The sequence below is a fragment of the Vibrio sp. genome (assembly GCF_047973365.1).
Lineage (GTDB): Bacteria > Pseudomonadota > Gammaproteobacteria > Enterobacterales > Vibrionaceae > Vibrio.
In genome coordinates this window covers 16,491-28,767 of the sequence record NZ_JBKEBW010000121.1, presented here as the reverse complement: position 1 = coordinate 28,767, position 12,277 = coordinate 16,491, and the positions used below count along the sequence as shown (strand labels likewise).

The 12,277-nt window shown below is 38.9% G+C and carries 12 protein-coding genes and 1 pseudogene; 3 read left to right on the top strand and 10 right to left on the bottom strand.

Annotated features, from left to right (window positions below):
* A pseudogene (locus ACK5MF_RS15265) lies at positions 1-306 on the top strand (IS1634 family transposase); the annotation flags it as partial.
* Positions 307-400: 94 nt separating this feature from the next.
* Here ACK5MF_RS15265 and ACK5MF_RS15260 read toward each other — a convergent pair.
* The 4 genes from ACK5MF_RS15260 to ACK5MF_RS15245 all read right to left on the bottom strand — a co-directional run bounded on the left by ACK5MF_RS15260 (position 401) and on the right by ACK5MF_RS15245 (position 3,806).
* Positions 401-1,666 (bottom strand): MFS transporter, encoded by a 1,266-nt coding sequence (locus ACK5MF_RS15260; RefSeq protein WP_416923436.1) that lies wholly within the window; start codon positions 1,664-1,666, stop codon positions 401-403.
* Positions 1,667-1,670: 4 nt separating this feature from the next.
* Positions 1,671-2,051, bottom strand: a complete 381-nt coding sequence (locus ACK5MF_RS15255; protein WP_416923435.1) for a RidA family protein — start codon at positions 2,049-2,051, stop codon at positions 1,671-1,673.
* A gap of 92 nt (positions 2,052-2,143) precedes the next feature.
* The gene (locus ACK5MF_RS15250; RefSeq protein WP_416923434.1) at positions 2,144-3,094 is read right to left on the bottom strand and encodes a sugar phosphate isomerase/epimerase family protein; all 951 of its coding nucleotides are present in this window, start codon (positions 3,092-3,094) and stop codon (positions 2,144-2,146) included.
* 7 nt (positions 3,095-3,101) lie between these two features.
* On the bottom strand, positions 3,102-3,806 hold the full coding sequence (locus tag ACK5MF_RS15245) for a GntR family transcriptional regulator (RefSeq protein WP_416923433.1): 705 nt from the start codon (positions 3,804-3,806) through the stop codon (positions 3,102-3,104).
* A gap of 358 nt (positions 3,807-4,164) precedes the next feature.
* Between ACK5MF_RS15245 and ACK5MF_RS15240 the strand changes: the two genes are divergently transcribed.
* Positions 4,165-4,731, top strand: coding sequence for an isochorismatase family protein (locus ACK5MF_RS15240; protein ID WP_416923432.1), 567 nt, complete (start codon positions 4,165-4,167; stop codon positions 4,729-4,731).
* On the opposite strand, the gene ACK5MF_RS15235 is transcribed toward ACK5MF_RS15240, so the two are convergent.
* From ACK5MF_RS15235 to ACK5MF_RS15215, 5 genes are all read right to left on the bottom strand, one after another.
* A complete protein-coding gene (locus ACK5MF_RS15235; protein ID WP_416923431.1) occupies positions 4,715-5,542 on the bottom strand; it encodes an alpha/beta hydrolase in 828 nt (275 codons plus the stop codon). The two genes, ACK5MF_RS15240 and ACK5MF_RS15235, sit on opposite strands and share 17 nt — an antisense overlap.
* A gap of 42 nt (positions 5,543-5,584) precedes the next feature.
* A complete protein-coding gene (locus ACK5MF_RS15230; RefSeq protein ID WP_416923430.1) occupies positions 5,585-6,484 on the bottom strand; it encodes an alpha/beta hydrolase in 900 nt (299 codons plus the stop codon).
* 226 nt (positions 6,485-6,710) lie between these two features.
* A complete protein-coding gene (mqo, locus tag ACK5MF_RS15225) occupies positions 6,711-8,315 on the bottom strand; it encodes a malate dehydrogenase (quinone) (RefSeq protein ID WP_416923429.1) in 1,605 nt (534 codons plus the stop codon).
* Between the two features lie 516 nt (positions 8,316-8,831).
* Positions 8,832-9,452 (bottom strand): molecular chaperone TorD family protein, encoded by a 621-nt coding sequence (locus ACK5MF_RS15220; protein WP_416923428.1) that lies wholly within the window; start codon positions 9,450-9,452, stop codon positions 8,832-8,834.
* Between the two features lie 259 nt (positions 9,453-9,711).
* Positions 9,712-10,755, bottom strand: a complete 1,044-nt coding sequence (locus ACK5MF_RS15215; protein ID WP_416923427.1) for an alkene reductase — start codon at positions 10,753-10,755, stop codon at positions 9,712-9,714.
* A 162-nt stretch (positions 10,756-10,917) separates the two neighbouring features.
* Here ACK5MF_RS15215 and ACK5MF_RS15210 point away from each other — a divergent pair, with 162 nt between their 5' ends.
* Positions 10,918-11,499, top strand: a complete 582-nt coding sequence (locus ACK5MF_RS15210) for a TetR/AcrR family transcriptional regulator (protein WP_416923426.1) — start codon at positions 10,918-10,920, stop codon at positions 11,497-11,499.
* A gap of 60 nt (positions 11,500-11,559) precedes the next feature.
* Here the strand turns inward: ACK5MF_RS15210 and ACK5MF_RS15205 are convergent, their stop codons facing one another.
* Positions 11,560-12,207 carry a hypothetical protein gene (locus ACK5MF_RS15205; protein ID WP_416923425.1) on the bottom strand — a complete coding sequence of 216 codons (648 nt, stop codon included), beginning with the start codon at positions 12,205-12,207 and terminating at the stop codon, positions 11,560-11,562.
* Positions 12,208-12,277 lie beyond the last annotated feature (70 nt).

Below are 12,277 nucleotides of genomic sequence, written 5' to 3'. Positions count from 1 at the left end.
TCTTCAATTTATTTGAAGAAACCAGAGCGTATTGAATCGCTCCTCATGATAATGACATTAAGCTTATTGGTTTATGCCGGACTTGAGCACAAAATCCGCGAGCAACTTGCGAATAAGCCAGAATTTTTCCCAAGCATGGTTAAGAATAAGACCACGACTAAACCTACAGCCCGTTGGGTGTTCTTGAAATTTGAGGGCATAGATACACTTGAATTTGGTGGACAACGGTTTACCACTGGTATGCGAGACCACCAAACTCAGTTACTCAAATTACTTGGGAAATTGTATGAAGCAGTTTATTCCTAAATTAGCTGCGGAATGTCGGATTCAAACATCTAAGTGACTATTTGAAAATAAAGCAATCACGATGATTTTGGTTAATTAATTCGATAACATCAAATTAAGTATTTACGGATTCAAGACTTAACTCATCATTACGCTTTTTAATTCTTTTCGCTAGGATACTTGAACAAACAAAACCTAGCAAACTGAACGCGATCATCGTGCTGAAAACATAGTTGTATCCTGTAATACCTTCATTAGTATCAAGCATCCAACCGTACAGCGTGTAGGCAAACATCGCTGGCATATAACCAATGATACAGCCTAATACCATTGCAGATCCCGCATATTTACGAGGAGTTCCTACTTCATCCATCGGAGCAAAGAAGATCGCTCTTTGAGAAAAAATAATTGCACCAAAGCCCAATGTTGCAGCCATACCTAAGTACACATTCATTGACTCATGCGGTAATTGCATAAACAAGAACATAGCGATCGCAGAAATTAAAAATGTCCACTTAAGGTAAAGTGTAGGGGATTTCATAACCTTATCAGCTAAAAATCCACCAACAGGTCCACCTACCATTTTCAGACCATACTGGTTAATGATGCCGTACGCACCTATTAATGCTACAGGGAGTGCATAAATATCCTTCAAGAATGGAATAAAGTAAGTAAGCCCACAATATGCAGCGTAAACAAAGAACACACCAAATGAAACTAACCAAACATTAGGGCAACTAAGGATATTTTTAATGCCTTTAATCACTTCAAGATTAGCTTCTTTACTATCTTTATTGTCAATATTATCGTCATTATCTACTATGAAATAAGTAACAATACCTATAACGATGGTAATTAATGTGTAATAAATAAGACCGGCTTGCATACCTACTTTGCCTTCACCGAATTGCACAAATACAAATAAGGCTCCTGAAGCTACGATAACATCGATAATTCCTCGACCTGCTTCAAGAAATCCAAACATTCGCCCTTGTTCTTCTTGGCTACCTAGTAGTCGAACAGCTTTTAATAATACAGGCCAATATAATACATCAGCGAAAAAAGCCATTACAGCGAAACAAATAAGATATCCAGTAAAAGATGGTAGTGTAGATAAATATAATCCACACAGACCAACCCCAATCAAACCAGCAGGTAATAATATTTTTTTGGAATAACGGTCTGCTAAATAGAGTGATAGGAATAAACCCGATGTTTGTACAATGGTATAAACAGTAAAGCTCAACCCGATTTGTGTGTTTGTTAGTCCCCAATCTTCTTGCATTGGAACATAGAAAACATCTTTCATGCTAGATAGTTTAAAAATAGTTCCGCCACCAAGAATAAGGAAGCATAATTTTACCCATTTATTCATAAACATTTTATTATTCCTTATTCCATAAAATGGCTTCAACTTCAATTAATACATCTTTAGGTAATCTTGAAACTTCAACACAAGAACGAGCAGGAAAATCACCACTTAAAAAATATTCCGCATAAATTTTATTAAAATCTGGGAAGTTTTTCATATCGCTAATAAAACAGGTTGTTTTTACAATATTTAACATTTTTAACCCTGATGCTTCAACAACAGCTCGAAGATTATTCATAGCTTGAGTTGTTTGTGTCTCTATTGTGTCGCCAACCGTTTCACCATTTTCAGAGTTAAAAGGGCAACAGCCAGAAACAAAAATAAAATCACCAGCAGAAATTGCTTGAGAATATGGTCCAATAGCTTTAGGAGCTTTAGTTGTTTCAATTTTCATAATATTTCCCAATGTTTTTATGTACGAGTTTACCTAAGCCAAATCATATGATATGGCTTATGAATAATTTATAGATTGTAGTTAGATAATTATTATTGGCTAAGTTCTTTACATAGCGATTTGATATATTCTATTTGTTCTAGAGCGTGTTGTTTCTCTAATTCTAGCCTAATTTCAAGTTCACTTTCTTTAGGTAATGGAGTCAAACTCGCTTCTCTCCAAGGAATCCAAGGGTTTCCTTTTTCATCATCGAATCGAAAAGCAGGTGCATAATAATCGACTTCTTCTTCTAGACCGAATGCGATTACTTGCCTATCTTTTTTCCCTAACAAAAGTAATCTCATAAGTAAGTCTTTAATTGGTATGTCACCGTATCCAGTTCGACAAGCCTCATGTCCCCATCCTAAATTTTCCTTTAATAATTTGGCGTCTTTAATGTGTACTTGTGTAATATATGGAGCCATTGTCTCTAGAGCTGACAGGGGAAGTTCATTAGCATTCACCATATTCGCGAAATCGTACAATATGGATAGATTCTTCATCCCACTATTTTTCACAAGGGTAACCAACTCATGGCTTTTAAGATCTTCATGCTGTTCAATTGTGAAAGTCAATCCGCAGTCATCGAACTGTTTTAAATAATCTATATCTTCTGATACCTTTGCCAAAACATCGTATAATTTACCTTCGTATCGAGGATAAAATCGAACAGAAGTTGCACCGGTAGATTCTGCTATATAAATAGCTTCATTCAATGTTTCTTTATCTGAGGCACTTGTTTCTATATGTATGTCTAAATTATATTCGCTAGCTTTTGATTTAAATAAATTTAAGCTTTCTTTGTCCATTTTTCTTAAAGATTTTGATTCTCCATCTTCAACATGGATTTTTAAACCTTTAAGGTTGTTTTTGTATGCTATTTGTAACAAATCCACAGGGTCTAATCGCTCAAACCTCATATTCAAATGATATGCATAAGCATGTAAATATAATGGTATATTACTAGCACGCTCTGATAGTAATAACGGTTCTATATTGTTCACTATATCCTCACAAATTTTCTATAGATAATTCAACTGATTCAAATCTCCAATATTCCATATCAATTTGGACAACTCTTTTATCCTTCGTTGCCCGGTGTTTTTCGACTAATATTCCGAAGGAATTAGGTGCAACACCAAGTTCTTTACAAGCTTTTTCTGGCATATTTACAGGCTTAAAACATAATTTGTTTGTTAACAAAACTTCGCCATACTCTTTTTCCCATACTTTAGAGAATGCTTGCTTACCGATTTTTTTTATAAAATTAGGTGCAACAGTAGTGTCAATATATGTTTCGTGATAAAACACTTTATGCTCATCAAGCCCCCCCCAACCAGTAATCACTTGTATGTTTTCTTGTTCCCAACCACTTGGGATGAAAGAGCAATCAGAAGCTTTACATAAATAAAAATTTAGATATTCCCATGAAGGTTTTCTACCTTGCTTGACTGCTTCAGCACTAAAGCTAGATAAGGATTTGGGGTCGTAGATAAATCTAGGTGGTGTAATAAACCAACCACTTCTGTTTTTTCTAAAGATTTTTGATTCAACCTCAAGCTCTATCAGAACTTGTCTTAAAGTCATTCGTTTCGTATTCAACTTTTCACACAACTCTCGTTCTGATGGCAACTTCGAGCCAGCGGGTAACTTGGTCTCTGTCAGCCATTTGTCAAAGTTATTACGAGTCATTTCAACATTGTTAGTTTTGTCCATAATTTTCAATCTGGTTTAAACCAATTTCAGGTTAGGATAATTGGAAGAATGCAACTTTCAAGATCTTTTGCAAAATAGCCCCTATTTTTGTGTGGCTTGACACAAAAACTAAAGGATTTGTTTGTTTAAAATTGAGGCTTATAAGTCAGAAAAAGAAATTATATTGGTTAATTCAGAGAAGAATTGTCAGTCAGTGTGTAGTGTTACACAACGATTGCTGTTGCTTGAGTAAAGGTTTGTGTGAGCAATTGCTGATTCAATCATTGCTTTGTCAATAACGATGCTTTTAGCAAAACCATTGAGTCTTCTTTGGCTATGCTTTAAGGAAGATTCAATCAATCTTACAATAGGAGTGGATGTGCTAAACAAACAAGATACAGGACTTATCATGGTCGATGTGCAGGGCAAGCTCGCCAGTTTGGTCTCTGACAGTGAACGGATGATTTCAAACTGTGCAAAGTTACTCTCTGGAGCACTTACGCTTGAATTGCCAATAGTTTGGTTAGAGCAAAATCCTGAAAAACTGGGCAGAACGGTCGAAAAGCTCAGTGGCTTACTTGTTGGTCAAACTCCTATCACCAAGTTCACATTTGATGCTTGCAGTGAGCCAAGCTTCATAGAACATATCCAAGCTGCAGATAAAAAAGCATGGCTGATTTGTGGTATAGAAGCTCACATCTGTGTTTACCAAACTGCTATGAGTCTGAAAAAATTGGGACACGAAGTTCATCTGGTGGTGGATTGCATTTCTTCGCGTGAAGCGGGTAACAAAGCCCTCGCTATTGAAAAAATGTCTTCCGCTGGCATAAAGCGCACATCACTTGAGATGTGTCTTTATGAACTGGTTAAGGACTGCCGCGCTCCAGAGTTTAAAACCATACTCGGTTTGGTGAAATCTTCGTTTGGAACTAAGATACTTCGATAACTTTATCTATCCATTGCTCAGCAAGCTTATACCATTGTGCATGAGTTCCTAACGTTTCCCTTAGTGCAAAGCCGTGTGGTGCGTCGGGATAAATATGAGCTTCAACGTCATTACCATTGATTTGTGCAGTCTTAATGAGATTCAAAACATGATCAACCGGCACCGCTTGATCATGGAGCGCGTAAGCAACGAACAGAGGAATGGGCGGTATGCCATGAGGTTCGGAGTGGATACCGATTGACCAAGCGTCGTAGAAGTTCTGTTTCTCAACTGGTGGATAATCAGGTTTACCTGCTGGCGCTTTATATTTGTGATGATTTGCATTGATAGGAGCATATGTAATCATTGCGCCAATTGCTCTTACTGGCTCTTTTTGACATGCCATTACGCCAGCCGTGTGACCGCCAGATGAAAGGCCTACATGAATAAGTGGCAAACTGGAACGCTGTTTAATTAATTCTAAGCAACGGAGCCCATCTTGTAAGGCGATATCGAAGCTGTTAATACTGCCATCTTTGTTAACTGCCCCTGGTAGTCGATGGGTGACGACATACGCATCAATACCTATACTGTTAAACCAATGAGCGATTTCGACACCTTCTTTGTCATGAATCAATTGCAGATAACCGCCACCACCAAACACCAGAGCTTGAGCCTTAGCGGGGCGCTTGGCTTTAAAATAATGAAGTTCCAGTCTTGATATATGTGCATAAAACCTATCCGGCCAATCACCGAGAAGTTCATTAGGTGCACCTTCTGACAGCACAAAAGTCTCTTCGGGCAAGATGGGTTCGTGTAGTGGAAAATGCATCTCAAATCCTTTTATAGCTAGTATTAATCTTAATAGGGATTGTTAGTGAAAATGGCGTTTTACCCAGATGTCGAACAGCTGTGGCCAAGCTTCAACAGGTAAACCTATGGTGTCTCGAATAGCAAAACCGTGACCACCGTTTTCGAAAAGGTGAATCTCAGTAGGGACTTGATGGGCTTTCAAAACTTGCCAAAAGACAAGGCTGTTTTCCACTTTGACCGCTTTATCATCGCTAGCGTGGACTAGGAAACACGGTGGTGTTTTTGGAGAAACTGTGGTTTCCGTTGAAAAAGCCGTCAGGGCGTGTTCATCAGGAGAACTCCCCAGTAGTTGCAGTCGTGAGCCGGGGTGACCAATAGTTTCATCCATAGTTATGACTGGATACATCAAAGAGAAAAAGTCAGGACGGGCACTGATTGATTCCAACTCGTCAACACTTTCATAGGTTTCCATTTCAAAACAGGTTGCCAAACTTGAAGTGACGTGTCCGCCAGCAGAAAAGCCAATTACACCAAGGTGTTTTAACCCCCAACGGTCAGACTGAGAACGTATAATTCTCATAGCTCTCTGTGCATCGGCAAGAGAGACTCGATTCCCTTCTTTGTGACCATCTGCAGGCATTCGGTATGTCATGACAAATACCGTATAGCCTTTTGAACTGAGATTAATGGCTGTATCGACGCCTTCCTTATCAAACGCAACTCTCTTGTAGCTTCCACCTGGGATTAACAATACGCCTATTCCATTGGGGGTCGTTGAAGGCACGATCATTATTTCAGGATGGGTAATTTTTGATATTTCACGCTCCATTGGAGCATCGGTTGAGTTGTTATAGGTAAATTGTGGCTTTATAGTTGCGGCAGTATGAATATTAGGCCAAATGGGAAGCACTGAATACTGAGGAAACCACTCCTTAACAGAGCGAAACGTATAAATGGACATTGCAACAGCCTTAACACCTGACATAATCGAAAGCGCAATCTTGCCACTTTCAGCATGTTGTAACCTTGGAAATTAAGCCAAACAAAATCGAAAGCGATTCATTTTTTAATGTCGAATTTAAACGAGCTCACAGAACGAAAACGTGGTGCTGCTACGAGAGATCGAGTAAATAAAAAACTAACGCATACATAAGTATGCGTTAGTTTTCATCAAAAATGGGTGTTAATTAAGCGATGGTTGCAAACACTTGTTGCTGCTGATCTTCTGGATCTTCTTTTGCTGAACGGACTTCAACAAGGTCTTGAGAAAGCTTAAGAATTTTACTTGTATTAAGCAAAATCTCTTGATTCAACTCGGGATGCTCATTAAGCGTTAGTCCATAAGATGGGATCATCTGCTTGATTTTTTCTTGCCATTCATCTGTTGCCATCTGTTCAGCAAAACAGCGTTGTAGTAGTTCAATCATAACCGCTGCTGAAACTGATGCACCAGGTGAAGCACCAAGAAGTGCAGTTAGGCTGCCGTCTGCAGCGTGCACAAGTTCTGAACCTAAATGAAGTTCACCGCCTTTCCCTGTAACGTTTTTAATGATCTGAACACGTTGGCCTGCTTGCCATAGCGTCCAATCTTCAGATTTTGCGTTAGGGAAGAACTCTCTAAGTGCTTTCATTCGGTCTTGGTTGCTTTGCAGCAATTCACTAAGCAAATATTTGATCAAATCAAAGCTCTTGAGTCCAACCTGTGTCATTGGAAGTAGGTTCGATGATGTCACGGATCCGAATAGATCGAACAAAGATCCCTCTTTCAGGAACTTACTAGAGAAGCTTGCAAATGGCCCGAAAAGAACCACTTCTTTACCATCAATAAAACGGGTATCCATGTGTGGAACCGACATTGGTGGAGCGCCTACCGCTGCTTTACCGTACACCTTGGCGCGGTGTCGCTTAACGATCTCAGGGTTTTCTGTTACGAGGAATTGTCCACCAACAGGGAAACCACCGTAGTTACGTGATTCAGGGATAGCGGACTTTTGTAGTAGCGTTAAAGACGCGCCACCAGCGCCGATAAATACGTATTTAGTATGAACGGTGCGAGAGGTGTTGTTTTCTAGGTCTTTAACGGTTACCTTCCAACTGCCATCAGACTGACGGTTCAGTGCTTTCACCTCATGCTTCGTGCTTAACGAAAAGTGTTCATTCTGACCTAAAATGTCAATCATATGGTGAGTTAAAGCACCAAAATTAACGTCAGTACCAAAACGTGAGCGTGTAGCGGCAATCGGTTGGTTTTCATCACGGTTTTCCATGATCAATGGAGCCCATGACTTAATTTGCTCTTTATCTTCAGAGTAGACCATACCATCAAACAGTGGCGAACTGCGAAGAGTTTGAAAACGTTTACGAAGAAAATCTACGTTGTTTTCGCCGGTCACAAAACTCATGTGTGGCACACTATTAATAAAGGAGCTCGGATCTTGGATTAACCCTTCTTGAACCAAATAGGCCCAGAATTGGCGGGAAAGTTGGAATTGCTCATAGATATCTATCGCTTTACCCATCTTAACTTCACCCTCGAAAGTTTGAGGTGTGTAGTTTGACTCAGCTAAGGAAGAATGACCTGTACCTGCGTTATTCCATCCGTTGGAGCTTTCTTCAGCGACTTTATCTAATCTCTCAAACATTTCGATAGACCAGTTAGGTTCCAATTGTTGGATAAAGGTACCGAGCGTTGCGCTCATGATACCACCACCAATTAAAACCACATCGACCAGTTTGTCAGCAGCATTAGTACTAAGCTGGTTGAATCCTTTTTGACCAGTTACGTTACTCATTTTTGGGCCTAAATCTCTCTAAATCGCATACATTACAAGTGTTTATCTATGATTAATTTTCTACAGCCAGCGACACGTTTATGCTCGAGATTATATTTGTTTTTGGGTTTGAGCATTGTCTGTAGAAAACTCCCATTTTAGTTGCTATGAGTTGTAACTAAACAACTAAAACAGAATTTATTGTTACACAAATTTAAATAAAATTTTAACAATATTTTAATTGCGACTAAAAATAATTGCTATAAAACCCATTCATATACTTGTTTTTATTGTGGATATTAAGCCTGTTTCATGTTCGGTGTGGTTTGTTTTTACCCAACATTTGTTTTAAAAATAATCTAACAATGGTGTAATATTCGAACAGTATGAAATGTTGTAATTGTGATGCAGTTGGTACTATTGATATGTGTTCAGCATGTTATTGGTCTCAGTATTTGCGCCATTGTGTCGCGAATTATAAGAGGAAGCCATCCCCCTTTTGCTGCATAGCCCCTCTGGCAGGATAGTAGAAAGGATTCAACTATAAGTGGGATGGAAGTAGTTGTTTTTAATCAATACTTGTGCGGAATAACTGGTACAAAGAAGTTCTAACAATCTCTGAGTCTTTTCAGCGAGCTCTGAATAAACGCTATCAGGTGAACATTTCTTCAAGTTTGAGAAATAATACCCAGTCCAAGTAACCAAATAGTCACCTAGCATTTCTTTTACATGTTGTTCTTGGTCATCTTCAATAAGCATCCCTAGAATAATTAGCATCAAACCAATGTGATCTTCAGGATCATCTGCCTCTTCACGTAGCCCTAATCCACAGTGTTCGATAAATTCACAATACTTTTTGCTCGACTGACCAAACTGAATTGACTCTCGGTCGAGATACATGGAAGACCAAGGTGGAGCAGGCATGTTATCTTGAAGTATGAATAGTCGGTCGTATTCGTCTTGTAACGCTTTTTGATTGGTAAACTTAAAGCTGTTTAACACTTGATTAACTTCTTTAATCGGCGTTTCTACTTCATCTTGTTCAAAGTAAGTACCAAAAGGAAATTGGTTGAAATCTCTTGGTGGGTAGTAGAAAAGTGCACCAAATAACTTGCTAACGATGGCGAGTTCGTGACGAGAAAGATTTTGTAGTTCCACAGCATTACCCTATTCAAATTCCTTTGCTGCTAATGAGTTGATATATTTAGCAGCCAATAACTAGAGCGAATATAGCACCATATGAGGTTTTGTTGCGATACGTTTCATTTTATTGGAATGCTAATTGGTACTAAGGTTTATTTTTGAATGTAAAAGCACAACAACGAAAACTGTTCCATTTGTTGAGATATGTGAGGTTAATTATGAGATGAGTTAACGACCCATTTCGGGACGTTAACTTATTTGAATTATTAAAACCTTATACTAAGGTCTCCAACATTGCAGCATCATAAGCGACAAGTTCTTTATTTTCTTTTACACGGCTAATGTAATCAGGGTTTGCGATGAATGGGCGACCAATCGCCAACAGGTCGAATTTGTTATCTTCAATCGCTTGAGCGCCTGTTTCTGCGTCATATCCGCCAACTGCCATTAGAGTTTTCGAATAGGTTTCACGCATGTATTTTGACACTTTACCGCCTAGGAAATCGAACTCCATGCTGTCATCAAACATACCTTCATGCAGGTAAGCTAAATCGCGCTTTTCTACTTCTTTTAAGAAGTAATCAAACACCTGACGATCGCGTGCATCTGTAGCCATATGGGCATAGCCTGCAGGTGATACTCGTAACCCTGTTAATTCTGCACCTATACGTGCAATTACAGCATCAATCACTGCAAGAGGGAAACGTGACATGTTTTCTGCAGTCTGACCAAATTCATCCGTTCTATGGTTGGTATCGAAGTGTAAGAATTGGTCAATCAAGTAGCCGTTAGCACCATGAATTTCAACACCATCAAAGCCCGCATCGATAGCGTTTTGCGCTGCTTGTGCGTAGTCTTCTACTAACTGTGCAATTTCTTCGTTGGTTGCTTCTTTAGGTACGGTATAAACCAACTCACGCATACGAGGGACTGTTCCTTCAAATGCGACAGCTGAAGGTGCTAATACGTATTCACCTCCCCAAAAGTGTGGGTGCGCTACGCGACCAGTATGCCAAAGCTGAGCAAAAATTTTACCGCCGTTGCTATGAACTGCATTTGTGACTTTCTTCCAACCTTCAATTTGAGCTTCGCTATATAGCCCAGGAGTATTTGGATAGCCTTGACCATCAGGACGAATGATCGTTGCTTCAGAAATGATCAACCCCGCATCGGCGCGTTTTGCATAATATTCAACCATTGCTTCGGTAGGAACTAGATTCGCATCAGCCATACAGCGTGTTAAAGGCGCCATAGCAATGCGGTTTTTAAGAGTGATTTTGTCGTTGAGCTTATAACTTTCAAATAGTTTAGTTGTCATTTGCATGTTCCTTACATGGCTTATTTGGACTTTATGTGCACATGCTAACCCTTTCTTGAATGAACATTCAAGTTATTTTTTGAACATTCATTCAAGTATCATTGTTAATGAGTATTTAAACCAGTACACTTAGTGGCTCTTAAAGCTATCGAGCAACGTATAATGAGAAGTGCAGAATTTGACCGAGAGTATGTATTACGCTCTGCGATGAATGAGTTCATTGCTAAAGGTTATAACAAAACCAGTATGCAGGATTTAAAAAGAGCAACGGGCTTGCACCCAGGGTCGATATACTGTGCTTTCGAAAATAAACGTGGATTATTGCTTGCTTCTTTAAATCATTACGCACAAACCAGGTCTCAGTCCTTTGAAAAGTTTTTTGCTGAGGGGCATTCTATTCTTAAGGGTTTTGAGCTTTATCTTAATGACATCATCGAATCCAAAGAGTGTCATGAAAATAAAGGCTGCTTACTGCAGAAGTCATTGAGTGAACTTGAGCAGCAAGATGAGGAAGTTGAGCAAATTATCTGTGAAATGCTTAATCAGTGGAAACTAAATATTGAGCATAAGCTTGATATTGCAAAGGCGAATGGCGAAATTGACACTGATACAGATTGTGAGTTGCTCAGTGATTTTCTCGTCATGAACATCTACGGGCTTCGATCTTTTGCCACGACCAAACCCTCGAAAGAGTGCCTGGAAAAATTAGTTAAGAAAATCGTTCAAAGTTTAATAAATAACTGACCAACGCATTTTGTATTTTTAAACAAAGAGTTGTGGTGATAAATCAAGATTTATTGATGGTCATTTCATTCGCGACATTCTGAATCCTCGATAATTGAATTCTTCAAACTGCAGGCTATCGCCATTATTGATGAATAAGAATTCCATTTCTCGGTTTTTGTTTTTTACCGTTATACGATGTTGAATCCCTTTGTCTGTTTTGGTGGTCGAATAAGAATCGACTTCCACATCTTTTACCTTTTCTTTCAATACATACTGATACGATTTTTTAAGCCCTCCACGAGCCAAATCAAGAGTCACTTGGTTAAGTAATGGAACAAATGGGTAAGCTTCTTTGTTTAGCTCTGAAACCTTAGCTTTGCTGTTTTGGTCTGTGATTTCTAATGAACTAAAGTTGTAGGAATAAGCCTCCTTATCTGAACCTATTCTTTCTGAGTAATTGGAGGATAGTGGAATGATTTGACCATCTTGCTCTTGATAGGAGCCCAATTCAATCACATTGGCTTTGATAAATAAAAAAGCACCATATGCACGCGACTTATAAAAACAGGTGCTATCTTTACAAGTAGATGACATGACCACCTGACCTAAGTTAACCGGCCCAATATCAACAGAAAATTCGCCATTTACACCTTCAATAGCCTGCGCGTGGTCAGTGAAAGCAACAAAAGAGAGCAGTAATAAATTCGTTAAATGTTTAATTATCATAAGACTCACATTTAAAGGCTGGTTAACCGACAACCATATTTTAAATCTATACGAATTAATGAAATTGTCC

Bases quoted from the DNA above. Each gene is read 5' to 3' on its own strand.
- ACK5MF_RS15245 (WP_416923433.1), bottom strand. From the start codon at position 3,806: ATGGACAAAACTAACAATGTTGAAATGACTCGTAATAACTTTGACAAA.
- ACK5MF_RS15260 (WP_416923436.1), bottom strand. From the start codon at position 1,666: ATGTTTATGAATAAATGGGTAAAATTATGCTTCCTTATTCTTGGTGGC.
- ACK5MF_RS15255 (WP_416923435.1), bottom strand. From the start codon at position 2,051: ATGAAAATTGAAACAACTAAAGCTCCTAAAGCTATTGGACCATATTCT.
- ACK5MF_RS15205 (WP_416923425.1), bottom strand. From the start codon at position 12,207: ATGATAATTAAACATTTAACGAATTTATTACTGCTCTCTTTTGTTGCT.
- ACK5MF_RS15230 (WP_416923430.1), bottom strand. From the start codon at position 6,484: ATGTCCATTTATACGTTTCGCTCTGTTAAGGAGTGGTTTCCTCAGTAT.
- ACK5MF_RS15235 (WP_416923431.1), bottom strand. From the start codon at position 5,542: ATGCATTTTCCACTACACGAACCCATCTTGCCCGAAGAGACTTTTGTG.
- mqo (WP_416923429.1), bottom strand. From the start codon at position 8,315: ATGAGTAACGTAACTGGTCAAAAAGGATTCAACCAGCTTAGTACTAAT.
- ACK5MF_RS15210 (WP_416923426.1), top strand. From the start codon at position 10,918: ATGAGAAGTGCAGAATTTGACCGAGAGTATGTATTACGCTCTGCGATG.
- ACK5MF_RS15215 (WP_416923427.1), bottom strand. From the start codon at position 10,755: ATGACAACTAAACTATTTGAAAGTTATAAGCTCAACGACAAAATCACT.